The organism is Achromobacter sp. ACM01 (assembly GCF_014851745.1).
GTDB lineage: Bacteria > Pseudomonadota > Gammaproteobacteria > Burkholderiales > Burkholderiaceae_B > Achromobacter > Achromobacter aegrifaciens.
In genome coordinates, this window is the sequence record NZ_JACVAF010000015.1 from 1 (window position 1) to 23,426 (window position 23,426).

Genomic DNA, 23,426 nt, shown 5'->3' on the forward strand with positions numbered 1-23,426 from the left:
GGGCGACAACGTGGCCATGACGGTCAAGCTGCTGGCCCCCATCGCCATGGAAGAAGGCCTGCGTTTCGCCATCCGTGAAGGCGGTCGTACCGTCGGCGCCGGCGTCGTCGCCAAGATCCTGAAGTAAGCAATACCCGGATGGGTAGAGTGGACTCTAAAGTCCCTCTATCCATCTTTGCTGTAAAAGTAGTATGATGTATGGTTCCGCAAGTTGTTGCATGTAGGCGGAAGCAGCTGTGTAGTGCAAGTGTAGTGTTTTAGGGGCATAGCTCAATTGGCAGAGCGTCGGTCTCCAAAACCGAAGGTTGTAGGTTCGATTCCTACTGCCCCTGCCACCGCCAGGATAAACCCGCGGGAGATCATCGCGAGTTACGCATTCACGGCGGCTCGCGTCGCAATATGTCTAATACCAGCGTAGAAACCGTAACCAGTACCGCCGACCGGGTGAAGCTCGGGCTGGCGGTTCTTGTCGTTATTGCTGGCATCGTCGGGTTCTCCGTGCTCAGCGCGCAACCGATGCCTGCACGTATCGGCGTATTCGTCGGCGGCCTAGTGATCGCAGCCGTGATCGCCTGGTTCAGCGAACCCGGCCGCCGCACCCTGAGCTTCGCCAGCGAGTCCTACAACGAAGTCAAGCGTGTCTCGTGGCCCACGCGCAAGGAAACGACCCAGATGACGGGTATCGTTTTCGCGTTTGTGGCGGTCATGGGCCTTTTCATGTGGGTGCTCGACAAGGGCATCGAATGGATTCTTTACGGCCTGTTGCTGGGCTGGAAATAAGGACGGCGAATGAGTAAGCGTTGGTATGTCGTCCATGTGTACTCCGGCATGGAAAAAAGCGTACACAAGGCCCTGAACGAGCGCATCGAGCGCGCGGGCCTGCAAACGTCTTTTGGCCGCATTCTTGTGCCCTCCGAGGAAGTCGTCGAGGTCAAGGGTGGCCAGAAGTCGATCACCGAGCGCCGCATTTTCCCCGGTTATGTCCTGGTTGAAATGGACCTGACCGACGAAACGTGGCACCTGGTCAAGAACACCAACCGCGTCACCGGGTTTTTGGGTGGCTCGGGCAACCGTCCGACCCCGATTTCCGAAAAGGAAGTCGAGAAGATCCTCTCCCAGATGGAAGAGGGCGTCGAGAAACCCCGCCCCAAGATCCTGTTCGAAGTGGGCGAGATGGTTCGGGTCAAGGAAGGTCCGTTTGCAGACTTCAACGGCAACGTCGAAGAAGTCAATTACGAAAAGAGCAAGGTGCGCGTGTCTGTCACCATTTTTGGTCGCGCCACGCCTGTCGAACTCGATTTCAGTCAGGTCGAAAAGACCTAATTTCAACCCCCGGGGAGCTCCCAGGCCTGAACGCCCAGGAGCGATATAACCCGCAAGGAGCAAAGCATGGCGAAGAAGATCGTCGGCTTTATCAAGCTGCAAGTGCCGGCTGGTAAGGCTAACCCCTCCCCCCCGATTGGCCCGGCCCTGGGTCAGCGTGGCCTGAACATCATGGAATTCTGCAAGGCGTTCAACGCCAAGACCCAAGGCATGGAGCCTGGTCTGCCGATTCCGGTGGTGATCACCGCCTTCGCCGACAAGAGCTTCACCTTCATCATGAAGACCCCGCCCGCGACGGTCCTCATCAAGAAGGCCGCCGGCGTGCAAAAGGGTTCGTCCAAGCCGCATACCGACAAGGTCGGCACGCTGACCCGCGCTCAAGCTGAAGAGATCGCCAAGGCCAAGGGCCCCGATCTGACCGCCGCTGATCTGGACGCCGCCGTGCGTACGATCGCTGGCAGCGCCCGCAGCATGGGCATCACGGTTGAGGGGATCTAATCATGGCAAAACTGTCCAAGCGCGCCGCCGCCATTGCGCAGAAGATCGACCGCACCAAGCTGTATCCGGTCGCTGAAGCCCTGACCCTGGTCAAGGAAACCGCCGTCGCCAAGTTCAATGAATCCATTGACGTGGCCGTGCAGCTCGGCATCGACCCGAAGAAGTCGGACCAACTGGTTCGCGGCTCGGTCGTTCTGCCCGCCGGCACCGGCAAGTCGGTTCGCGTGGCCGTGTTCGCCCAAGGCGACAAGGCTGAAGCCGCCAAGGCCGCTGGCGCCGACATCGTCGGTCTGGACGACCTGGCTGACCAGATCAAGGCCGGTCAAATGGACTTCGACGTGGTCATCGCCTCGCCCGACACGATGCGTGTCGTGGGTGCCCTGGGTCAGATCCTGGGCCCCCGTGGCCTGATGCCGAACCCGAAGGTCGGCACCGTGACCCCGGACGTCGCTACCGCTGTCAAGAACGCCAAGGCCGGTCAGGTTCAGTACCGCACCGACAAGGCTGGCATCATCCACGCAACGATCGGCCGCGCGTCGTTCGGCGTGGAACAGCTGCAAACCAACCTGGCCGCTCTGGTCGACGCCCTGCAAAAGGCTCGTCCCGCAGCTGCCAAGGGCATTTACCTGCGCAAGCTGGCCGTTTCGTCCACGATGGGCGGCGGTGCGCGCGTGGAAATTGCCTCGCTGTCGGCCAACTAAGCCGATAGCTGTAAACGTACTTTGGGCTGCATCCGGATTCCTCCGGATGTTGCTGTCAAAGACCGCTGGAGCAGGGTGGTTCAAGCAGTACCGGACCCCTCCGCTTAATACCGAAGCCCGTAAGGTTCGGATCCAGCGTAGACGGCGTCCCCAGGAAGATTTCTTTACACGAAGAACTCGACCAGGCGCCGCATTCGGTTGACGCGCAAGGCTCAGGCCCCAGGCGTCTTTTGATGGAGTGTTCAAACCGTGAGTCTCAATCGTCAAGAGAAAGCGGTGGTGATCGAGGAAGTCTCGGCAGAAGTCGCCAAGGCCCAATCGATTGTTATCGCTGAGTACCGTGGTCTGGACGTCGCCTCTGTCACCGTACTGCGCAAAACTGCGCGTGAATCGGGCGTGTATCTGCGTGTTCTGAAGAACTCGCTGGCCCGTCGTGCTGTTGCCGGCACGGCTTTCGAGCCGTTGGCTGAGCAACTGACCGGTCCGCTGATCTATGGCATCAGCGCTGATCCGGTCGCGGCGGCCAAGGTCCTCGCAGGTTTCGCGAAAAGCAACGACAAGCTGGTCATCAAGGCGGGCTCGCTGCCCAACAGCCTGTTGAACCAAGAAGGCGTGAAGGCCCTGGCCACCATGCCCTCGCGCGAAGAGTTGCTGTCGAAGCTGCTGGGCACCATGCAAGCCCCCATCGCGCAATTCGTGCGTACGCTCAACGAAGTTCCGACCAAGTTCGCCCGTGGCCTCGCCGCCGTGCGCGACCAGAAGGCAGCGGCTTAATCGCCCTGCTGTCCGGAATTCGCTGAACGACCGAGCGACACCCAAACCCTGGCATTACCAAAATATTTGGAGTTCTGAAAAATGGCACTTAACAAAGCTGAAATCCTTGACGCCATCGCTGGCATGACCGTGCTCGAGCTGTCCGAGCTGATCAAGGAAATGGAAGAGAAGTTCGGCGTGTCGGCTGCTGCCGCCGCTGTCGCTGTCGCTGCTCCCGCTGCTGGTGGCGCTGCCGCCGCCGCTGAAGAGCAAACCGAGTTCACCGTTGTCCTGACCGACGCCGGCGCCAACAAGGTTAGCGTCATCAAGGCCGTGCGCGAGCTGACCGGTCTGGGTCTGAAGGAAGCCAAGGACCTGGTCGACGGCGCTCCGAAGCCCGTCAAGGAAGCTGTGGCCAAGGCTGACGCCGAAGCCGCCAAGAAGAAGCTGGAAGAAGCTGGCGCCAAGGTCGAAGTCAAGTAAGACCTGCGTCAATTTGCCCGGGGACAGCGCAGTTTGCAGTCCCCGGGCTTTTGCGTTTCCAGGAAACCCCTACTGGGGGTATGCCCTTTACAGGGGGGTTTCCTGGAGTCGTATCACCTGGGGCCGTGGTTGACGGCCCATGCAACCTCGAGTCGGAGTGCTCATGCCTTACTCGTACACCGAAAAAAAGCGCATCCGCAAAAGCTTCGCCAAGCGTGAAGACGTTCAAAACGTTCCTTTCCTGTTGGCGACACAGCTTCAATCCTACCTAACTTTCCTGCAGGCGGATACCGCCCCGTCCGATCGCGTAGCCGACGGTTTGCAGGCGGCGTTCTCGTCGATTTTCCCGATCGTTAGTCACAACGGTATGGCGCGCTTGGAGTTCGTGAGCTATGTGCTCGGCGAACCGGTGTTCGATGTCAAGGAATGTCAGCAACGTGGCCTGACCTATGCCTCGCCCCTGCGAGCCAAGGTCCGCCTGGTGCTGCTTGACCGCGAAGTCAGCAAGCCCACCGTGAAGGAAGTGAAGGAACAGGAAGTCTACATGGGCGAAATTCCGCTCATGACGGGCACGGGTTCCTTCGTCATCAACGGCACCGAGCGTGTCATCGTTTCGCAGCTGCACCGCTCGCCTGGCGTGTTCTTCGAGCACGACCGCGGCAAGACCCACAGCTCCGGCAAGCTCTTGTTCTCGGCCCGCGTGATTCCTTACCGCGGCTCGTGGCTGGACTTCGAATTCGATCCGAAGGACGTCCTGTTCTTCCGCGTCGACCGTCGCCGCAAGATGCCCGTCACGATCCTGTGCAAGGCCATCGGCATGACGCCGGAATCGATCCTGGCCAACTTCTTCGACTTCGACAACTTCGAATTGAAGAGCGAAGGCGCGATGATGGAATTCGTTCCTGAGCGTTGGAAGGGCGAAATGGCCCGTTTCGACATCAGCGACCGTAGCGGCAAGGTCATCGTCGAAAAAGACAAGCGCATCAACGCCAAGCATCTGCGCGACCTGGCTGCCGGCGGCATCCAGCGCATCTCCGTGCCGGAAGACTTCCTGTATGGCCGCGTGCTGGCCAAGAACATCGTCGACCCGGACACCGGTGAAGTCATCGCCAACGCCAACGACGAAATCACGGAAAGCGTGCTGGGCGCCCTGCGCGCCGCCAACGTGCACGACATCCAGGCCCTCTACACGAACGACCTGGACCGCGGCCCGTACATCTCGCAAACGCTGCGCACCGATGAAACCGCCGACCAGATGGCCGCGCGCGTTGCCATCTACCGCATGATGCGTCCTGGCGAACCGCCCACCGAAGAAGCGGTGGAAGCGCTGTTCCAGCGTCTGTTCTACAGCGAAGAAACCTACGATCTGTCGCGCGTCGGCCGCATGAAGGTCAACAGCCGTCTGGGCCGTGGTGAAGACATCACCGGTCCGATGACGCTGACCAACGAAGACATCCTTGAAACCATCAAGGTGCTGGTCGAGTTGCGTAACGGCCGTGGCCAGATCGACGACATCGATCACCTGGGCAACCGTCGCGTGCGTTGCGTCGGCGAACTGGCCGAGAACCAGTTCCGCGCCGGCCTGGTGCGCGTCGAGCGCGCCGTCAAGGAACGTCTGGGCCAGGCCGAGACGGAAAACCTGATGCCGCACGACCTGATCAACTCCAAGCCGATCTCGGCTGCCATCAAGGAGTTCTTCGGTTCGAGCCAGCTGTCGCAGTTCATGGACCAGACCAACCCCCTGTCGGAAATCACGCACAAGCGCCGCGTTTCCGCACTGGGCCCGGGCGGTCTGACCCGCGAGCGCGCCGGCTTCGAAGTCCGCGACGTGCACCCGACCCACTACGGCCGCGTCTGCCCGATCGAAACGCCGGAAGGCCCGAACATCGGCCTGATCAACTCCATGGCGCTGTACGCTCGCCTGAACGAGTACGGCTTCCTGGAAACGCCTTACCGCAAGATCATCGACGGCAAGGTCAGCGAGCAGATCGACTACCTGTCGGCCATCGAAGAAAGCCACTACGTCATTGCGCAGGCCAACGCCGCGCTGGACGAGGAAGGCCGCTTCGTGGACGACCTGGTGGCTTGCCGCGAAGCCGGCGAAACCATGCTGACCGCCCCGGCCAACGTGCACTACATGGACGTTGCCCCGTCGCAGATCGTGTCGGTCGCCGCCTCGCTGATTCCGTTCCTGGAGCACGACGACGCGAACCGCGCGCTGATGGGCGCCAACATGCAACGTCAGGCCGTGCCTTGCCTGCGTCCGGAAAAGCCGGTCGTGGGTACGGGCATCGAGCGCACCGTGGCCGTTGACTCGGGTACGACCGTGCAAGCCCTGCGTGGCGGCCTGGTCGACCACGTCGATGCCGAGCGTGTCGTGATCCGCGTGAACGATGAAGAAAACGTCGCTGGCGAAGTCGGCGTCGACATCTACAACCTGATCAAGTACACCCGTTCCAACCAGAACACGAACATCAACCAGCGTCCCATCGTCAAGCGTGGCGACAAGGTCGCCAAGGGCGACGTGCTGGCTGACGGCGCATCGACCGACCTGGGCGAACTCGCCCTGGGTCAGAACATGCTGATCGCGTTCATGCCCTGGAACGGCTACAACTTCGAAGACTCGATCCTGATCTCCGAAAAGGTTGTTGCCGATGACCGCTACACCTCGGTCCACATCGAGGAACTGACGGTCGTCGCCCGCGACACCAAGCTGGGTCCGGAAGAAATCACGCGCGACATCAGCAACCTGGCCGAGACGCAACTGAACCGTCTGGACGATTCGGGCATCACGTACATCGGCGCCGAAGTCAGCGCCGACGACGTGCTGGTCGGCAAGGTCACGCCCAAGGGCGAAACCCAGCTGACGCCGGAAGAAAAGCTGCTGCGCGCCATCTTCGGTGAAAAGGCGTCCGACGTTAAGGACACCTCGCTGCGCGTGCCCTCGGGCATGACCGGCACCGTGATCGACGTGCAAGTGTTCACGCGCGAAGGCATCGTGCGCGACAAGCGCGCCCAGTCCATCATCGACGATGAACTGCGCCGCTATCGCCAGGACCTGAACGATCAGCTGCGCATCGTTGAAAACGACCAGTTCGACCGTATCGAAAAGATGCTGGTCAACAAGACCGTCAACGGCGGCCCGCGCAAGCTGGCCAAGGGCGCCACGATCACCAAGGCATACCTGGCTGATCTGGACCGCTGGCAGTGGTTCGACATCCGCCTGGCCGACGAGCCGCACGCCGTCGTGCTGGAGCAGGCCAAGGAATCGCTGGAGCAGAAGCGCCACCAGTTCGACCTGGCTTTCGAAGAAAAGCGCAAGAAGCTGACGCAAGGCGACGAGCTGCCCCCGGGCGTGCTGAAGATGATCAAGGTCTATCTGGCCGTGAAGCGTCGTCTGCAGCCTGGCGACAAGATGGCAGGCCGTCACGGCAACAAGGGCGTGGTCTCGCGCATCACCCCGGTGGAAGACATGCCGCACATGGCTGACGGCACGCCGGCCGACATCGTTCTGAACCCGCTGGGCGTGCCCTCGCGGATGAACGTCGGCCAGGTGCTGGAAGTGCACTTGGGCTGGGCTGCCAAGGGCGTGGGCCACCGCATCGCCGACATGCTGCGCGACGAGCGCACTGCGCAGGTCAAGAACGTCCGCGCATACCTGGACAAGGTCTACAACACGACCGGCACCGGTGCGCGCATCGACGAGCTGACCGACGAAGAAGTCATGGAAATGGCCCAGAACCTCAAGAACGGCGTGCCGTTCGCGACGCCCGTCTTCGACGGCGCGACCGAAGAGGAAATCACCACGATGCTGGAACTGGCCTATCCGGACGAAGTCGCCAAGCGCATGGCGCTGACGCCTTCGCGCACGCAGGCGTGGCTGTACGACGGCCGCACCGGCGAGCAGTTCGAGCGTCCGGTCACGGTCGGCTACATGCACTACCTGAAGCTGCACCACTTGGTCGACGACAAGATGCACGCGCGTTCGACCGGCCCGTACTCGCTGGTTACCCAGCAGCCTCTGGGCGGCAAGGCGCAGTTCGGCGGTCAGCGTTTCGGGGAAATGGAAGTGTGGGCGCTGGAAGCATACGGCGCCGCCTACACCCTGCAGGAAATGCTGACGGTGAAGTCCGACGACATCACCGGCCGTACCAAGGTATACGAAAACATCGTCAAGGGCGATCACGTCATCGACGCCGGCATGCCGGAATCGTTCAACGTGCTGGTCAAGGAAATCCGCTCGTTGGCCCTGGACATGGATTTGGAGCGTAACTAATGAAAGCGCTACTCGACCTCTTTAAGCAAGTCTCGCAAGACGAGCAGTTCGATGCCATCAAGATCGGCATCGCCTCGCCCGAGAAGATCCGTTCGTGGTCCTACGGCGAAGTTCGCAAGCCCGAGACCATCAACTACCGTACGTTCAAGCCCGAGCGCGACGGCCTGTTCTGCTCCAAGATCTTTGGCCCGATCAAAGACTACGAGTGCTTGTGCGGCAAGTACAAGCGCCTGAAGCATCGCGGCGTGATCTGCGAAAAGTGCGGCGTGGAAGTCACCGTCGCCAAGGTTCGCCGTGAACGCATGGGCCACATCGAGCTGGCCAGCCCCGTCGCGCACATCTGGTTCCTGAAGAGCCTGCCGTCGCGTCTGGGCATGGTGCTCGACATGACCCTGCGCGACATCGAACGCGTTCTGTACTTCGAAGCCTGGTGCGTGATCGAACCCGGCATGACGCCGCTCAAGCGCGGCCAGATCATGTCGGATGACGATTTCCTCGCCAAGACCGAAGAGTACGGCGACGACTTCCGTGCCCTGATGGGTGCGGAAGCCGTGCGCGAACTGCTGCGCACCATCGACATCGACCGCGAAGTGGAAACGCTGCGCGGCGAACTGAAGGCCACCAGCTCGGAAGCCAAGATCAAGAAGATCTCCAAGCGCCTGAAGGTGCTGGAAGGCTTCCAGAAGTCCGGCATCAAGGCCGAGTGGATGGTCATGGAAGTGCTGCCCGTGCTGCCGCCGGACCTGCGTCCGCTGGTGCCGCTGGACGGCGGCCGCTTCGCGACCTCCGACCTGAACGACCTGTACCGCCGCGTCATCAACCGCAACAACCGCTTGAAGCGCCTGCTGGAGCTGAAGGCTCCGGAAATCATCCTGCGCAACGAAAAGCGGATGCTGCAGGAAGCCGTCGACTCGCTGCTGGACAACGGTCGCCGCGGCAAGGCCATGACCGGCGCCAACAAGCGCCAGCTCAAGTCCCTGGCCGACATGATCAAGGGCAAGAGCGGTCGTTTCCGTCAGAACCTGCTGGGCAAGCGCGTCGACTACTCGGGCCGTTCGGTCATCGTGGTGGGTCCGCAGCTCAAGCTGCATCAGTGCGGCCTGCCCAAGCTGATGGCCCTGGAACTGTTCAAGCCGTTCATCTTCAATCGTCTGGAGATGATGGGCCTGGCCACGACCATCAAGGCTGCCAAGAAGCTGGTGGAAAGCCAGGAACCGGTGGTCTGGGACATCCTGGAAGAAGTCATCCGCGAACACCCGGTCATGCTGAACCGTGCGCCCACGCTGCACCGTTTGGGCATCCAGGCGTTCGAGCCGGTCCTGATCGAAGGCAAGGCGATCCAGCTGCACCCGCTGGTTTGCGCGGCGTTCAACGCCGACTTCGACGGTGACCAGATGGCCGTTCACGTGCCGCTGTCGCTGGAAGCCCAGCTGGAAGCGCGCACGCTGATGCTGGCCTCCAACAACGTGCTGTTCCCGGCCAACGGCGAACCGTCGATCGTGCCGTCCCAGGACATCGTGCTGGGTCTGTACTACACGACGCGCGAGCGCATCAACGGCCGCGGCGAAGGCATCTTCTTCACCGACGTCGCTGAAGTGCAGCGCGCCTACGACAACGGCGAAGTCGAACTGCAGTCGCGCATCACCGTGCGTCTGAAGGAACACGAGCGCGACGAGAACGGCGAATGGCAGCCGGTGATCCGCCGTCACGAGACGACGGTCGGCCGCGCGCTGCTGTCCGAAATCCTGCCCAAGGGCCTGCCCTTCACGGTGCTGAACAAGGCGCTGAAGAAGAAGGAAATCTCGCGCCTGATCAACCAGTCGTTCCGCCGCTGCGGCCTGCGCGACACCGTGATCTTCGCTGACAAGCTGATGCAGTCGGGCTTCCGCCTGGCCACGCGCGGCGGTATCTCCATCGCCATGGGCGACATGCTGATCCCGACCGCCAAGGAAGGCATCCTGGCCGAAGCCAGCCGCGAAGTGAAGGAAATCGACAAGCAGTACTCGTCGGGTCTGGTCACGTCCCAGGAACGCTACAACAACGTGGTGGACATCTGGGGCAAGGCCGGCGACAAGGTCGGCAAGGCGATGATGGAACAACTGGCCACCGAGCCCGTGATCAACCGTCACGGCGAGGAAGTGCGCCAGGAATCGTTCAACTCCATCTACATGATGGCTGACTCGGGCGCCCGCGGTTCGGCCGCCCAGATCCGCCAGCTGGCCGGTATGCGCGGCCTGATGGCCAAGCCGGACGGCTCGATTATCGAAACGCCGATTACCGCGAACTTCCGTGAAGGCCTGAACGTACTCCAGTACTTCATTTCGACTCACGGCGCGCGTAAGGGTCTGGCCGATACGGCACTGAAGACCGCCAACTCGGGCTACCTGACCCGTCGTCTGGTCGACGTGACGCAAGACTTGGTGATCACCGAGGACGATTGCGGCACCTCGCAGGGCTACAACATGAAGGCCCTGGTCGAAGGCGGTGAAGTCATCGAACCGTTGCGCGATCGCATCCTGGGTCGTGTGGCTGCTGTCGATATCGTCAACCCGGACACGCAGGAAACGGCCATCGTCGCCGGCACCCTGCTGGACGAAGACATGGTCGACACCATCGACCGCATCGGCGTGGACGAAGTCAAGGTCCGCACGCCGCTGACTTGCGAAACGCGCCATGGCCTGTGCGCGCACTGCTACGGCCGTGACCTCGGCCGCGGCTCGCCGGTCAACCAGGGCGAAGCGGTTGGCGTCATCGCCGCCCAGTCCATCGGTGAACCGGGCACGCAGCTGACGATGCGTACGTTCCACATCGGTGGCGCGGCATCGCGTTCGGCCCTGGCCAGCGCGGTGGAAACCAAGTCCAGCGGTACCGTCGGTTTTGCCAGCACGATGCGCTACGTCACGAACGCCAAGGGCGAACGCGTGGCGATCTCGCGCTCCGGCGAACTGGCGATCTTCGACGACAACGGCCGCGAACGCGAACGCCACAAGATCCCGTACGGCGCGACCGTGCTGGTGGGCGATGGCGAAGCCGTGAAGGCTGGCGCGCGCCTGGCGACCTGGGATCCGCTGACCCGTCCGATCGTGTCGGAATACGGCGGCGCCGTCCGCTTCGAGAACATCGAAGAAGGCGTGACCGTTGCCAAGCAGGTGGACGAAGTCACCGGCCTGTCGACGCTCGTCGTCATCACGCCGAAGACCCGTGGCGGCAAGATCGTCATGCGTCCGCAGATCAAGCTGGTCAACGAGAATGGCGAAGACGTCAAGATCGCCGGCACCGATCACTCGGTGAACATCTCGTTCCCGGTGGGCGCGCTGATCACCGTGCGTGATGGCCAGCAGGTTGCTGTGGGTGAAGTTCTGGCGCGTATTCCGCAAGAATCGCAAAAGACCCGCGACATTACCGGCGGTCTGCCGCGCGTGGCCGAGCTGTTCGAAGCCCGTTCGCCGAAGGATGCCGGCATGCTCGCCGACGTCACCGGCACGGTCTCGTTCGGCAAGGACACCAAGGGCAAGCAGCGTCTGGTCATCACCGACCTGGAAGGCGTGAGCCACGAGTTCCTGATTCCGAAGGAAAAGCAGGTTCTGGTGCACGACGGCCAAGTGGTGAACAAGGGCGAAATGATCGTGGACGGCCCGGCCGATCCCCACGACATCCTGCGCCTGCAAGGCATCGAGAAGCTGGCGACCTACATCGTCGACGAAGTGCAGGACGTGTACCGTCTGCAGGGCGTGAAGATCAACGACAAGCACATTGAAGTGATCGTCCGCCAGATGCTGCGTCGCGTGAACATCGTCGACGCCGGCGATACCGAGTTCATCCCGGGCGAGCAGGTCGAGCGCTCCGAGCTGTTGAACGAGAACGACCGCGTCACGGCTGAAGACCGCCGTCCCGCCAGCTACGACAACGTGCTGCTGGGTATCACCAAGGCCTCGCTGTCGACCGACTCGTTCATCTCGGCCGCTTCGTTCCAGGAAACCACCCGGGTCCTGACCGAAGCCGCCATCATGGGCAAGCGCGACGACCTGCGCGGCTTGAAGGAAAACGTCATCGTCGGCCGCCTGATCCCGGCAGGTACCGGCCTGGCTTACCACCATGCCCGCAAGGACAAGGAAGCGCTGGAGGCTGCGGAACGCGAAGCAGCCCGCCAGCTGGCCAACCCGTTCGAAGACTCGCCGGTCACGGTGGGCTCGGATGCGGAAACGCCGGCTTCCGATCTGGGCGCCGAGGATTCCGCCGAATAAGCGGAAGCACCCGGCAGGGATGCCGCGCGCAGTCCGGCGCGGCATGCCCGGAATCAAAAAGGCCGCTGATGCGAATCAGCGGCCTTTTTTTGTCTGGCGCAGGGGAGCTTACTTTGCGACCTGCGCCTGCGCGTGCCGGAACACGGGCCCCCAGACGGGATGGCCGGCTTCGTTGGGCGCCAGTTCGAAAGCGGGGTCCAGCGCCAGAATGCGGGCGAAGCTGTCTTCGCACAGCCGCGGATACTTGCTTACGCAGTAGCTGAACGCCTGCAGCTTGTAGGCCTCGATGCGTACGGCCTTGGTGGAGGTGGCCAGGGCGTCGGAGGTGGCGACGCCGCGGATGACTTCTCCGTAGCGGCCGGCGCTGTATTTGTCGCGTACCTGCTGCAGCTGGTCCAGGGCTTCCGCGGTGGGAGGCGCTTCCGGCTTTTGGGATGAGACGCCGGCGCAGCCCGCCAGCAGGGCCGATAAGCCGAGCAGACTACTCAGAACGCGAATTTTCATGGCTTCCAAAGGTGTAGAGGGGTTTAGCGGTACGCTATCGTGCCACAGCCTGATGCGCTCGGACATTTTCGGCAATGTCCTTGCGGTGCGGATTGGATAATATTCGCCTTATTCCATAGTTAATTCAGCTGTCGCGCGACAGCGCAGTCCCGATCATGTCTTCTTCCGCCGGCCTCCTGACGCCGCGTGGCCCCTTTTCCGGCGCCGCGCCGCTTGCACTGCGTCCGCTGAGCGCCATCGCCGCCAGCACGGCGGGGGGAGTGCCGGAAACCCGCATCAAGCGGCTTTTGTCCGATCTGCTGCCGTCCTTGATGGCGCTGCATGCCCAAGGTGAAATCTGCGGCGATATTTCGCTGGATACGGTGGGTATGGACGAAAACGCCCGTGCCCATCTGGTGCCTGAACTGGTCGTGGCGCGTTCGCGCCGCGCTACCCGCACGCCGACCCCGGGTTTTGCGCCGTTCGAACTCTACACGGATTCGATGGAATGGCCGCGCGGCCCCTGGAGCGACATCTACGCCCTGTGCGCGGTGATGCATACGCTGGTCATCGGCAGCAAGCCCGCTCCGGCGCCTGAACGCCGGGCGGAAGATACCTACGAGCCGCTTGCGTCCCTGGGTTTGCCGAAGTACAGCCAGGACTTCCTGGCAGTGATCGACGCCGGCCTGGCCATGGCGCCCGCCGACCGCCCGCAGACGCTGGCCGACCTGGCAGGCATGCTGGGCATCGCCGCGCCGGTCGAAACGGCGCCGGACCCGGTGATTCCGGCGCCGGCTTCGCGCGCGGCGCCCGCCGCTGCCGCCGCAGCGCATCAACCTGCGCGCGGACGCCATCCCCTGCTGGTTCTGCTGCTCATCGTGGCGTTGATCGGCGCGGGCGTTTACGCCTGGTTCGAGTCGGGAATGGGCGCGCCGAATGCGCTGATTACCCGGTCCGAAGTGGTCCAGCCGAACCCGCCGGCGGTGCATCCCCTGCCGCCGCCATCGCCACCGGCGCCGGGCGCCGCGTCTGCGGTGCCGCCATCGCTGCCGGAGGTTCGAACCCCGCAGGAAACCGCGCCTCAACCCCCAATCGCGGGAAGCGCGCCCGCTCAGAGCGACACCCCGGCTCAGCCGGCGGTGCCCGCCGAGGCGTCTGGGACTACGTCAACTCCGCCCGCGGCCGCGCCGGCCGAGACTCCCGCCGTGGCCGAAGAGGCTCCCAAGCCCAAGCCGGTTCCCGTGCTGGTGCGGTTGGACATCCGCCCTTGGGGCGAGGTCTGGATCAACGGCGTGGCGCGGGGCATCAGTCCACCCGTCAAGGAACTGCGGCTGATACCCGGCAAGTACCAGGTGGTACTGCGCAACGCCGATCTGCCCCCGTACCGCATGACGCTGGAGGTCAAGGCGGGCAAGCCCGCCGTGATCTCGCACGTCTTCCAATAAGGATCGCCGCGGCTATGCCGCGGGCATCTCCTCCGGCGCCATCGGCAGGCGCAGCGTGAAGACCGAACCCACGCCCAGCTCGCTGCTGACCTCGACCGATCCGCCGTGGCGTTCGGCCACCGTGCGCACGAATGCCAGGCCCAGGCCCGCGCCACCGACATCGCCGCGGGTTTCCACACCCACGCGCGAGAACGGCTCGAACAAGCGGGCCAGATCCTGCGCTGCGATACCCTGGCCCTGATCGCGGATATTGACGCGCCAGAAGCCGGGTTCCTCGTCGATGCCGCATTCGATCCGCGTGTCCGCCGGGCTGTATTTGATGGCGTTGTCGATCAGATTGCACAGCGTGCGCATGAGCAGGGTCTGATCGCCGCGGACGTAGGCGGCGGGCAGCGGCAGCGCGAGGGCGAGTTCGATGCCGCGCTTCTGCGCCGAGGCCCAGAACTCGTCCACGGCGTCCTGGAGCAGGCTGCCTAGATCCAGCTCTACTGCGCTGATCGTCATCGACTCGGCACGGGTCAGATGCACGAAGTCGTCGACCAGGCGCAGCGTACGGTTGGCCAGCGCGGCGATGCGGCCCAGGGTTTCACCCTGGTCTTCGGCGGAGCCGCTTTCCTGTTTCATTTCGACCAGCGCGAGGATCGAGCTTTGAGGCGCGCGCATGTCGTGCGAGATGAAGCGCAGGGTTTCCTCGCGCTGGCGTTCGGCTTGGCGGATGCGCGAGATGTCCGTCAGCGTGGTGACGGTGCCGGCGAAGTTGCCTTCGGCGGTATGGATGGGCGCGCATTTCAGGATCAGGTCGCGCCCCGCGTGGTCGCGTATTTCCAGGTCGGCGCTCCAGGGCGATGACGCGGCGACCGGGCCTTGGCCGCTGAGCGCTTCGGCGACGCGTTGGCGCGTGGCAGGATCGGAGATGGTCTTCTCGAGCAGGTGCGCGGCCGGGCGGCCGACGCGGGGAGGGCGCATGCCCAGCCGCTGGAAATACATGACCGCCGCCTGGTTGCGGAATTGCATGCGGCCGTCCTGATCGAAAACCAGCGTGGCGTCCGGCATGCCGTCCAGGCCGTCGGCCAGGAAGCGGCGCAGGTTGCGCACTCGGGCCAGCGCCCGGCGCAGCTCCCCGACGCGGCTCTCCAGCGACACGCTGGGTCCCGCGCCCTGGGCGCCGGCTTCGTTCAGCACCGGCGGGTACTCGCGCTGCAGGCGACGCAGCTCGTTGTCCATGTAGCGCAGCGCGGCCTCCTGGCTGCGCCAGCTCCAGAGCGGATAGCACAGCGTCACGCCCAGCAGGGCCGCGGCCGGCGCGAACCACACATAGGCATAGGCCAGCAGCAGCAGCGCCGTCAGCAGGATGAGGGCGAACAGCGCCAGGCTGACCAGCAGGGCCCGCTTGGGCGACAGCCGCCACAGGGCCAGGCAGGCCAGCAGCACGGGCAGCGCCGCAAACAGCGCGTTGCACCAGGCGGGCGGCAGCCGATAGGCGATGTCGTCGCGCGCGGCGTGCAGCAGGTTGGCGATGATCTCCACCCCCGACATGCCGCTGACGTCATGCGATACCGGTGTCGGGTAAGCGTCGCCCAGGCCGGTGGCCCAGGCGCCGACCAGCACGTACTTGCCGCGCAGATCCTCCGGCGACAGATCGCCGCGCAACACGGACAGGTAGGACACGGTGCGCGTATGCGCGGTGGGGCCGGCGTAGGGGATCAGGATGCTGCCGTCAGGCGCGGCGCGTTTCAACAGTTTTTGCGCGGATTCCGGTTCGCCGCCGACGTCCAGCATGGCCAAGGCCAGATGGTTCCAGCGGCGGTCTCCAAGCCGCGCGGTCAGGGTGGCTTCGCGCACCACGCCATCCGGGTCGATGCGCGCGTTGATGAAGCCTTTCGCGGCGGCGGCCTGCGCCACGCCGGGGATGGGTTCGTTGACGGCGGAAGGGCGGTCGAGCCGGTCCAATACGACCGGCAGGACGGCCCGTCCGTGGCGCCGGATGCTGTCGGCCAGAATGCGGTCGTCGTTCGGATTGGCCATGTCCGGTTCGGCGAAGATCAGGTCCAGAGCCACGGCTCGAGCGCCCTGCAGCCGGTCCAGCAGCGCCGCGTGGACCGCGCGCCGCCAGGGCCAATGGCCCAGCGCCTTGACGCTGTCATCGTCTATCGCGACGATCAGGATATCGGGATCGGCGGCGCGCCCGGTTACCGACAAGGCGCGGTCATAAAGAATCTGGTCGAAACGGCCCAGGCCGTTGAAGGCGCCCAGGATGGCGGCAAGCGCCGCCAAAGCCACAGTCAGCCACAGCCCTGAGCGCGAGGTCCGGTCCTGCGGATCGGCGTCGGCCATGGGGCGGGCTCTAGTAATCGGTCAGCGTGATCAGGCCGCCCGTGCCGCTGGCGACGCCCGAGCCGTCGGAGGTCAGGAGCATGTTCGCGCCCTCGAAGGTTGCGATCGCGTCGCGCCCGTTCAGGCCCAGGTCATCCACCGCGCGCACGGACACGTAGTAGGTGCCGGGACCGGGCGCCGTAAAGCGGATGTCGTTGGTGGGGAAGCTCGTCGACGATACCGGCAACGCGCCTTCGGCATCGCGCGAGACGCGCACCAGATAGCTCTGTGCGCCGGACACGGGCGAGACGTCAGCGGTCCAGGCGCCGCCGCCCGCACGCGTGGGCGTGCCCAGTTGCGGCGCATCCAGCAGCGCGCGCATGCCCGAGACGACGCCGTCCGCGCCGACCGCCGCACCGTAGCCCGTGGCCACCGCCACGGGTTTGGCCGGGGCCGATCCGGGGGCGTGGGGCTGCAGCCGCACGCTGCCTTCCAGCACTTCGCTGTGCACGCCTTGCGCGCCGCTTTGTACGCGGAAGCGCGTGCCACGCACGCCGGTGACTGCGACCGGCGTGCGGACTTCGAAGCGGCCCACGCCCTGTCCGGACGGTGCCACGGTCGATTCCACGCCGCCCTTTTGCACCTGGACGACGGAATCCGTCAGCGCCGTGCCTTCGAACTGGCGCAGGCGCGTCAATTCGACCGAACCGCCAGCCGGCAGCGTCAGCTTGGAACCATCGGCCAGCTCCAGCGTCACGAAGCCGTTGGCGGCGGTGCCGACCGTGCTGCCTTCGGCCACGGTATCGCCGGCCCGCAGGGGCTTGCCATCGACGTTCGCCTGGCCGCTGACGTGCACGACGCGGGCGTCGGCGGGCCGTACGGGAATCATGGACAGCGGAATGCGCAACTCCAGCCCGATGGGCAGCGTTTCGGGCGTGACGACCTTGTTCAGGGTCTGCAACTGGTTCCAGTTGGCCGGCTTGTGCGTATAGCGGGTCGCCAGGTCGATCAGCGTATCGCCTTGCCGTATGCGGTAGATGAAATCATCTCCGAGCGCGCCGGCAGGCTGGCTGCGCGCCGGCGCCATCAACGTCAGGCAGGACATCAGGGCAAGCAAAGAAAGCGCGCGGCAGCGGCTCATGACTCTCGATTCTCCAGGGATGCGCGCAGGCGCTTACTGCGGATTGACTGCGATGTCTTCCGGCGAGCTGATCAGCTCAAGCCGGTAGCCCAACGCATATGAAGACGTAAGACGCACGCCATGTTCCGGACGCAGCTGGAGCTTTTGCCGGATGTTCGACAAGTGGGTGTCCAGGGTGCGCGAGGTGGCCGGAATTTCCCGGTTCCATACACATTCAGCCAGCACGTCGCGGGACATGAGGCGGCCGACATTGCGGAAAAACAGCAGCGCCAGTTCGAATTCCTTGGGGGCGAGCGGCACAACCGCGGAATCCAGGGTGATGCTGCGGGCGGCGGGTTCGATGCGATAACGCGCTACGTCGAAGGCATCGTTCGCAGGCTCGGCAATCTGGCTGCGGCGCAGCAAGGCCGCCACCCGGGCCAGCAGCTCCAGGGGGCGCAACGGTTTGACGATGTAGTCGTCCGCGCCCGCGCGCAGGCCTTCCACCAGATCGTCTTCGCTGGACCGGTTGGTCAGGAAGATGACCGGGATGCGCGGGCCGATATTGGCACGCAGCCACCGCACCACATCGTCACCGTCGATGTCGGGCAGATGCCAGTCCAGCAGCACCAGGTCGAAATGCTCAGTGCGTAGCGCGGCCAGCAGATCCCGGCTTTGCTGATAACTGGTGCAGTCGTATCCGGCAGTGGTCAGAACTTGCTGGATGCGTCGTGCTTGATCCAGGTCGTCTTCCAGCGACGCGATTTTCATCAGACGTGTTCTCGCGAAGGTTTGCTACGCAAGCGCGCGCTATGGCGCCCTACTGCAAGATGAGAAAGGAATATATAGGTGTAAACGAATGATAACTCGGGAGGGGCCCCGGCTGGCTACGTTATGGCAAGAACTGTCAAACATTGCAAAGTTGACGAATCTTGACTGGAGTTGTTGCGTAACAACGCGCCACACTGTCTCAATCGTTCTCCCCTCCGCAGTACGGCGGGGGCGGAGCCGGTCGAGGTTGTTGGTCGGATGGAACAGATATGAATCAATTGCGCATACTTATGATGTCACCGGACGAGGCCGCTCGCGGCATTGCCGTGTCCGCATTGCTGCAAGCTGGTATTTCTGCACGCGGTTGCTCGACGTCTCTCGAATTGTTTGGATTGCTCAACGGCGGCGGCTATGACGTCGTGGTCCTGGATGTCGGGACCTTGGGTGAAATCGGCTACGCCCTGGTGGCGCGCCTGCACGGCTCGTCGTCGATGGGCATCGTGGTCACGGGGCGCGGCATGTCGGTGGATAGCCGCCTGCGCTGCCTGCAAAGCGGCGCAGACGCCTGTCTGCCAGATCCGCAGGATCCGCGCGAGCTGGCCTGCATCCTGCTGTCCCTGGCGCGCCGCTTGCCCGCGGGGCAGGACGCGGCGTCCGTGGCCGAGGCCGCCCAGAACGGGCAGTGGGAACTGCGAGACCAGGGCTGGACCCTGGCGGCGCCCTCGGGGGCGACCATCTCCCTCTCCGCCAACGAACGCCTGATCGTGCGCTCGCTGCTGGAAGTCGCGGGCAAGGCCGTGGGCCGGACTGAATTGGGCGACGAGCTGCAGGTTGAAGGCGGCGGGGTGCGCGCCAGCGGTTCGCGCAGCATCGACGTGATCGTCAGCCGCTTGCGCCGCAAGGCCGAGCTGGCCGGGGTGATGCTGCCGATCCGCACGGTCTACGGCAGCGGCTACCTGTTCGCCGATCAGTAACGCGGGCGGGTACACTGGTTGGCGTGCCTGGCGCCAGCTGCTGCCGGAAAGTCCGCCTATCGTTTTCCCGCGGTTCGTCACGATCAGTGGCCCCAATTTCCGCTTCCGTTTTTCGGCATATGTGGCCCTAATTTCCGCGAGCGCCGCCGAACGGGCGGTCTTCTGCCGGCAACACGCCACGTCGCTGGCCTTACAATTTTCTTTGACAGCAAGCCTTTATCTCAGTTATGCTAAAGGGCTTACTGCTTTATTTCGCGCGCAAAAACTGGCCGCGGTAGGGTTCAGAAGTACGGTGTCTGGGAACGGGGTGCGTCACGAGCCTTTCATCTTCCAAGCCACACGGCTTCGCGGCATCGGGTCCTTCCGGCGTCGTCGCTCCACGGCATCCAGCTTTGTGCGTTTTGTCATAGTTTGTTGGCAAGCCCGCTCTTTTACGTATACGAACGTTTGAGGCGGTTTTGCGCGAACTGCCTTCTCCGAAAGTTCACTGCTTGAGGAGACGAGTACGTAAGTACTTACCCAGTGGTACGTAAAAGGGATTTCAAAGGTCATGCCTACCATTAGCCAACTCGTGCGCAAGCCGCGCGAAGTCAGCATCATCAAAAGCAAGAGCCCCGCGCTCGAAAACTGCCCGCAACGCCGCGGCGTGTGCACTCGCGTGTACACCACCACCCCCAAGAAGCCGAACTCCGCTCTGCGTAAGGTTGCCAAAGTGCGTCTGACCAACGGTTACGAAGTCATTTCGTACATCGGCGGTGAAGGCCACAACCTGCAAGAGCACTCGGTGGTTCTGGTGCGTGGCGGTCGTGTGAAGGACTTGCCCGGTGTGCGTTATCACATCGTGCGCGGTTCCCTCGACCTGCAAGGCGTCAAGGATCGTAAGCAAGCCCGCTCGAAGTACGGCGCCAAGCGCCCGAAGAAGGCTTAATAACGAGTCAGCAGTACCCCCGCGTGGCGGAAGTCCGTCACTAGGGAAGTGCGACCGCGCCATCCAGATGATGGGAATGTGCGCGGCACGTAAGGGGTCGTCTCCATGGACGGCCATGGCCGTGTAATGAAACACGGTTCAACTGAACAGACACAAGGAAGCAACAATGCCCCGTCGTCGCGAAGTACCCAAGCGCGAGATTCTGCCCGATCCCAAGTTCGGCAGCGTCGAACTCGCCAAGTTCATGAACGTCGTCATGCTGGACGGCAAGAAGGCCGTCGCCGAGCGCATCGTTTACGGCGCCCTCGAGCAAGTGCAAACCAAGACCGGCAAGGAGCCGATCGAAGTTTTCAGCCTGGCGATCAACAACATCAAGCCGATCGTCGAAGTGAAGAGCCGCCGCGTTGGCGGTGCCAACTACCAAGTGCCGGTTGAAGTGCGCCCCGTGCGCCGCCTGGCCCTGGCTATGCGTTGGCTCCGTGAAGCCGCCAAGAAGCGTGGCGAGAAGTCGATGGATCTGCGTCTTGCTGGCGAACTGATCGACGCCTCCGAAGGTCGTGGCGCCGCGATGAAGAAGCGCGAAGACACGCACAAGATGGCAGAGGCCAACAAGGCCTTCAGCCATTTCCGCTGGTAATTTAAGGACTAACCCACCATGGCCCGCAAAACCCCGATCGAGCGCTATCGCAACATTGGTATCTCTGCGCACATCGATGCAGGGAAAACCACCACGACCGAACGTATCCTGTTCTACACCGGCGTCAATCACAAGATTGGCGAAGTGCATGATGGCGCAGCCACCATGGACTGGATGGAACAAGAGCAAGAGCGTGGCATCACCATTACGTCGGCTGCTACGACGGCGTTTTGGCGTGGCATGGCCAAGAACTATCCCGAACACCGCATCAACATCATCGACACCCCGGGACACGTGGACTTCACCATTGAGGTGGAACGTTCCATGCGCGTCCTGGACGGTGCTTGCATGGTCTACTGCGCGGTGGGCGGTGTTCAGCCCCAGTCCGAAACCGTGTGGCGCCAAGCCAACAAGTACGGCGTGCCGCGTCTGGCCTTCGTCAACAAGATGGACCGCACCGGCGCCAACTTCTTCAAGGTCTATGACCAGCTGAAGAACCGCCTGCGCGCGAACCCCGTCCCCGTCGTGATCCCCATCGGCGCCGAAGACACGTTCAAGGGCGTGATCGACCTGGTCAAGATGAAGGCGATCATCTGGGACGAAGCCAGCCAAGGCATCAAGTTCGACTACGAAGACATTCCGGCCGAACTGCAAGGCGCGGCTGAAGAATGGCGCGAAAAGCTGGTCGAAGCTGCCGCCGAGTCGTCCGAGGAACTGATGAACAAGTACCTCGAGACCGGCTCGCTGGAAGAAGCCGAGATCAACCTGGCCATCCGTCAGCGCACCATCGCCGGCGAAATCCAGCCGATGCTGTGCGGCACCGCCTTCAAGAACAAGGGCGTGCAGCGCATGCTCGACGCCGTCATCGACTACCTGCCGTCGCCCGTGGATATTCCGCCGGTCGAAGGCACCGATGACAACGGCAACGAAGTCCTGCGTCAAGCTGACGACGGCGAGAAGTTCTCGTCGCTGGCGTTCAAGCTGATGACCGACCCGTTCGTCGGCCAATTGACCTTTGTCCGCGTGTACTCGGGCGTCCTGAAGTCGGGCGACACCGTGTTCAACCCGATCAAGGGCAAGAAGGAGCGTATCGGCCGCATTCTGCAGATGCACGCGAACAACCGCGAGGAAATCAAGGAAGTTCTGGCTGGCGACATCGCCGCCGTCGTGGGCCTGAAGGACGTGACCACCGGCGAAACGCTGTGCGATGTCGATTCGCACGTGACGCTGGAGCGCATGGAGTTCCCCGAGCCCGTGATTTCGCAGGCCGTGGAACCCAAGTCCAAGGCTGACCAGGAAAAGATGGGCCTGGCGCTGTCGCGCCTGGCGCAGGAAGATCCGTCGTTCCGCGTGCGCAGCGACGAAGAATCCGGCCAGACCATCATTTCCGGCATGGGCGAACTGCACCTGGAAATTCTGGTTGACCGCATGAAGCGCGAATTCGGCGTGGAAGCGAACGTCGGCAAGCCGCAGGTGGCTTACCGCGAAACCATCCGCAAGACCTGCGACGAAGTTGAAGGCAAGTTCGTCAAGCAGTCGGGCGGTCGCGGTCAGTACGGTCACGTGGTTCTGAAGGTCGAGCCGTTGGCTCCTGGCGGTGGCTACGAATTCGTGGACGCCATCAAGGGCGGTGTGGTTCCTCGCGAATACATCCCCGCGGTGGACAAGGGCATCCAGGAAACGCTGCCTTCGGGCGTGTTGGCTGGCTACCCGATCGTCGACGTCAAGGTCACGCTGTTCTTCGGTTCGTACCACGACGTGGACTCGAACGAAAACGCGTTCAAGATGGCCGGCTCCATGGCATTCAAGGAAGGTCTGCGCAAGGCCAGCCCCGTGCTGCTGGAACCGATGATGGCCGTTGAAGTCGAAACGCCTGAAGACTACGCTGGCACCGTGATGGGCGATCTGTCCTCGCGTCGCGGCATGGTTCAGGGCATGGACGACATGGTTGGCGGCGGCAAGACCATCAAGGCCGAAGTTCCGCTGGCCGAGATGTTCGGTTACGCCACGAACCTGCGTTCGCTGACGCAAGGTCGTGCCACGTACACGATGGAATTCAAGCATTACTCCGAGGCTCCCAAGAACGTCGCTGACGAAGTCATCGCCGCTCGGGCCAAGTAAATAACCCTCGCCGCGTCCGCCCAAAAGGCGGCGCGGCAAATATCGAAATTTCCTTGAAAGTCAAAGGATAGAGATCATGGCAAAAGGCAAGTTTGAACGCACCAAGCCGCACGTGAACGTCGGCACCATCGGCCACGTTGACCACGGCAAGACCACCCTGACGGCGGCCATCACGACCGTTCTGTCGAACAAGTTCGGCGGCGAAGCCAAGGGCTACGACCAGATCGACGCGACTCCTGAAGAAAAGGCTCGCGGCATCACGATCAACACGGCTCACGTCGAGTACGAAACGGAAGCGCGTCACTACGCGCACGTTGACTGCCCGGGCCACGCTGACTATGTGAAGAACATGATCA

18 protein-coding genes, 1 tRNA gene and 1 pseudogene are annotated in these 23,426 nt (G+C 63.1%); 16 read left to right on the forward strand and 4 right to left on the reverse strand.

From position 1 onward, the window contains the following. The 10 genes and pseudogenes from IB268_RS30700 to rpoC all read left to right on the forward strand — a co-directional run. A pseudogene (locus IB268_RS30700) lies at positions 1 to 127 on the forward strand (elongation factor Tu); the annotation flags it as partial. Positions 128 to 259: 132 nt separating this feature from the next. Continuing rightward, positions 260 to 335: transfer RNA gene (locus IB268_RS30705), tRNA-Trp, on the forward strand. A gap of 64 nt (positions 336 to 399) precedes the next feature. Further along, positions 400 to 780: a preprotein translocase subunit SecE gene (gene secE / locus IB268_RS30710; protein ID WP_054459362.1), complete on the forward strand. Its 381-nt coding sequence runs from the start codon at positions 400 to 402 to the stop codon at positions 778 to 780. 9 nt (positions 781 to 789) lie between these two features. Continuing rightward, positions 790 to 1,323: a transcription termination/antitermination protein NusG gene (gene nusG / locus IB268_RS30715; protein ID WP_006389586.1), complete on the forward strand. Its 534-nt coding sequence runs from the start codon at positions 790 to 792 to the stop codon at positions 1,321 to 1,323. A gap of 66 nt (positions 1,324 to 1,389) precedes the next feature. After that, the gene (rplK, locus tag IB268_RS30720; protein ID WP_006389587.1) at positions 1,390 to 1,821 is read left to right on the forward strand and encodes a 50S ribosomal protein L11; all 432 of its coding nucleotides are present in this window, start codon (positions 1,390 to 1,392) and stop codon (positions 1,819 to 1,821) included. A 2-nt stretch (positions 1,822 to 1,823) separates the two neighbouring features. Continuing rightward, a complete protein-coding gene (gene rplA / locus IB268_RS30725; protein ID WP_054459364.1) occupies positions 1,824 to 2,522 on the forward strand; it encodes a 50S ribosomal protein L1 in 699 nt (232 codons plus the stop codon). Between the two features lie 249 nt (positions 2,523 to 2,771). Then, a complete protein-coding gene (gene rplJ, locus IB268_RS30730; RefSeq protein WP_054459366.1) occupies positions 2,772 to 3,296 on the forward strand; it encodes a 50S ribosomal protein L10 in 525 nt (174 codons plus the stop codon). 81 nt (positions 3,297 to 3,377) lie between these two features. Continuing rightward, positions 3,378 to 3,758, forward strand: coding sequence for a 50S ribosomal protein L7/L12 (gene rplL, locus IB268_RS30735; protein WP_042795892.1), 381 nt, complete (start codon positions 3,378 to 3,380; stop codon positions 3,756 to 3,758). 163 nt (positions 3,759 to 3,921) lie between these two features. Beyond that, positions 3,922 to 8,034 (forward strand): DNA-directed RNA polymerase subunit beta, encoded by a 4,113-nt coding sequence (gene rpoB, locus IB268_RS30740; protein WP_054459368.1) that lies wholly within the window; start codon positions 3,922 to 3,924, stop codon positions 8,032 to 8,034. Further along, positions 8,034 to 12,278, forward strand: a complete 4,245-nt coding sequence (rpoC, locus tag IB268_RS30745) for a DNA-directed RNA polymerase subunit beta' (protein ID WP_054459370.1) — start codon at positions 8,034 to 8,036, stop codon at positions 12,276 to 12,278. The genes rpoB and rpoC overlap by 1 nt, the downstream gene beginning before the upstream one ends. Positions 12,279 to 12,386: 108 nt before the next feature. On the opposite strand, the gene IB268_RS30750 is transcribed toward rpoC, so the two are convergent. Then, positions 12,387 to 12,782: a TssQ family T6SS-associated lipoprotein gene (locus IB268_RS30750; RefSeq protein WP_054459372.1), complete on the reverse strand. Its 396-nt coding sequence runs from the start codon at positions 12,780 to 12,782 to the stop codon at positions 12,387 to 12,389. 155 nt (positions 12,783 to 12,937) lie between these two features. On the opposite strand from IB268_RS30750, the gene IB268_RS30755 reads away from it, so the two are divergent. After that, positions 12,938 to 14,206 (forward strand): serine/threonine protein kinase, encoded by a 1,269-nt coding sequence (locus IB268_RS30755; RefSeq protein ID WP_125470761.1) that lies wholly within the window; start codon positions 12,938 to 12,940, stop codon positions 14,204 to 14,206. Positions 14,207 to 14,218: 12 nt separating this feature from the next. Here IB268_RS30755 and IB268_RS30760 read toward each other — a convergent pair whose 3' ends face one another. The 3 genes from IB268_RS30760 to IB268_RS30770 are packed head-to-tail and all read right to left on the reverse strand — an operon-like array spanning position 14,219 to position 18,410. After that, on the reverse strand, positions 14,219 to 16,540 hold the full coding sequence (locus tag IB268_RS30760; protein ID WP_192355299.1) for a CHASE2 domain-containing protein: 2,322 nt from the start codon (positions 16,538 to 16,540) through the stop codon (positions 14,219 to 14,221). Positions 16,541 to 16,550: 10 nt separating this feature from the next. Further along, entirely contained in the window at positions 16,551 to 17,660 is a 1,110-nt protein-coding gene (locus IB268_RS30765; RefSeq protein ID WP_054459377.1) for a FecR domain-containing protein, read from the reverse strand. Positions 17,661 to 17,693: 33 nt separating this feature from the next. Further along, the gene (locus tag IB268_RS30770; protein ID WP_054459379.1) at positions 17,694 to 18,410 is read right to left on the reverse strand and encodes a response regulator transcription factor; all 717 of its coding nucleotides are present in this window, start codon (positions 18,408 to 18,410) and stop codon (positions 17,694 to 17,696) included. A gap of 383 nt (positions 18,411 to 18,793) precedes the next feature. Here IB268_RS30770 and IB268_RS30775 point away from each other — a divergent pair, with 383 nt between their 5' ends. The 5 genes from IB268_RS30775 to IB268_RS30795 all read left to right on the forward strand — a co-directional run. Continuing rightward, the gene (locus IB268_RS30775; protein ID WP_370528727.1) at positions 18,794 to 19,384 is read left to right on the forward strand and encodes a response regulator transcription factor; all 591 of its coding nucleotides are present in this window, start codon (positions 18,794 to 18,796) and stop codon (positions 19,382 to 19,384) included. 550 nt (positions 19,385 to 19,934) lie between these two features. Beyond that, complete coding sequence (gene rpsL / locus IB268_RS30780) at positions 19,935 to 20,312, forward strand: 30S ribosomal protein S12 (RefSeq protein WP_005017264.1); 378 nt, start codon at positions 19,935 to 19,937, stop codon at positions 20,310 to 20,312. A 166-nt stretch (positions 20,313 to 20,478) separates the two neighbouring features. Continuing rightward, positions 20,479 to 20,949, forward strand: coding sequence for a 30S ribosomal protein S7 (gene rpsG / locus IB268_RS30785; RefSeq protein WP_006216561.1), 471 nt, complete (start codon positions 20,479 to 20,481; stop codon positions 20,947 to 20,949). 18 nt (positions 20,950 to 20,967) lie between these two features. Continuing rightward, complete coding sequence (gene fusA / locus IB268_RS30790) at positions 20,968 to 23,070, forward strand: elongation factor G (RefSeq protein ID WP_054459383.1); 2,103 nt, start codon at positions 20,968 to 20,970, stop codon at positions 23,068 to 23,070. A gap of 76 nt (positions 23,071 to 23,146) precedes the next feature. Next, the coding region (locus tag IB268_RS30795) for a GTP-binding protein (RefSeq protein ID WP_255509620.1) at positions 23,147 to 23,426 on the forward strand (280 nt) is incomplete at its 3' end.

Bases quoted from the DNA above. Each gene is read 5' to 3' on its own strand.
- secE (WP_054459362.1), top strand. From the start codon at position 400: ATGTCTAATACCAGCGTAGAAACCGTAACCAGTACCGCCGACCGGGTG.
- nusG (WP_006389586.1), top strand. From the start codon at position 790: ATGAGTAAGCGTTGGTATGTCGTCCATGTGTACTCCGGCATGGAAAAA.
- rplK (WP_006389587.1), top strand. From the start codon at position 1,390: ATGGCGAAGAAGATCGTCGGCTTTATCAAGCTGCAAGTGCCGGCTGGT.
- rplA (WP_054459364.1), top strand. From the start codon at position 1,824: ATGGCAAAACTGTCCAAGCGCGCCGCCGCCATTGCGCAGAAGATCGAC.
- rplL (WP_042795892.1), top strand. From the start codon at position 3,378: ATGGCACTTAACAAAGCTGAAATCCTTGACGCCATCGCTGGCATGACC.
- rpoB (WP_054459368.1), top strand. From the start codon at position 3,922: ATGCCTTACTCGTACACCGAAAAAAAGCGCATCCGCAAAAGCTTCGCC.
- rpoC (WP_054459370.1), top strand. From the start codon at position 8,034: ATGAAAGCGCTACTCGACCTCTTTAAGCAAGTCTCGCAAGACGAGCAG.
- IB268_RS30750 (WP_054459372.1), bottom strand. From the start codon at position 12,782: ATGAAAATTCGCGTTCTGAGTAGTCTGCTCGGCTTATCGGCCCTGCTG.
- IB268_RS30755 (WP_125470761.1), top strand. From the start codon at position 12,938: ATGTCTTCTTCCGCCGGCCTCCTGACGCCGCGTGGCCCCTTTTCCGGC.
- IB268_RS30760 (WP_192355299.1), bottom strand. From the start codon at position 16,540: ATGGCCGACGCCGATCCGCAGGACCGGACCTCGCGCTCAGGGCTGTGG.
- IB268_RS30765 (WP_054459377.1), bottom strand. From the start codon at position 17,660: ATGAGCCGCTGCCGCGCGCTTTCTTTGCTTGCCCTGATGTCCTGCCTG.
- IB268_RS30770 (WP_054459379.1), bottom strand. From the start codon at position 18,410: ATGAAAATCGCGTCGCTGGAAGACGACCTGGATCAAGCACGACGCATC.
- rpsL (WP_005017264.1), top strand. From the start codon at position 19,935: ATGCCTACCATTAGCCAACTCGTGCGCAAGCCGCGCGAAGTCAGCATC.
- rpsG (WP_006216561.1), top strand. From the start codon at position 20,479: ATGCCCCGTCGTCGCGAAGTACCCAAGCGCGAGATTCTGCCCGATCCC.
- fusA (WP_054459383.1), top strand. From the start codon at position 20,968: ATGGCCCGCAAAACCCCGATCGAGCGCTATCGCAACATTGGTATCTCT.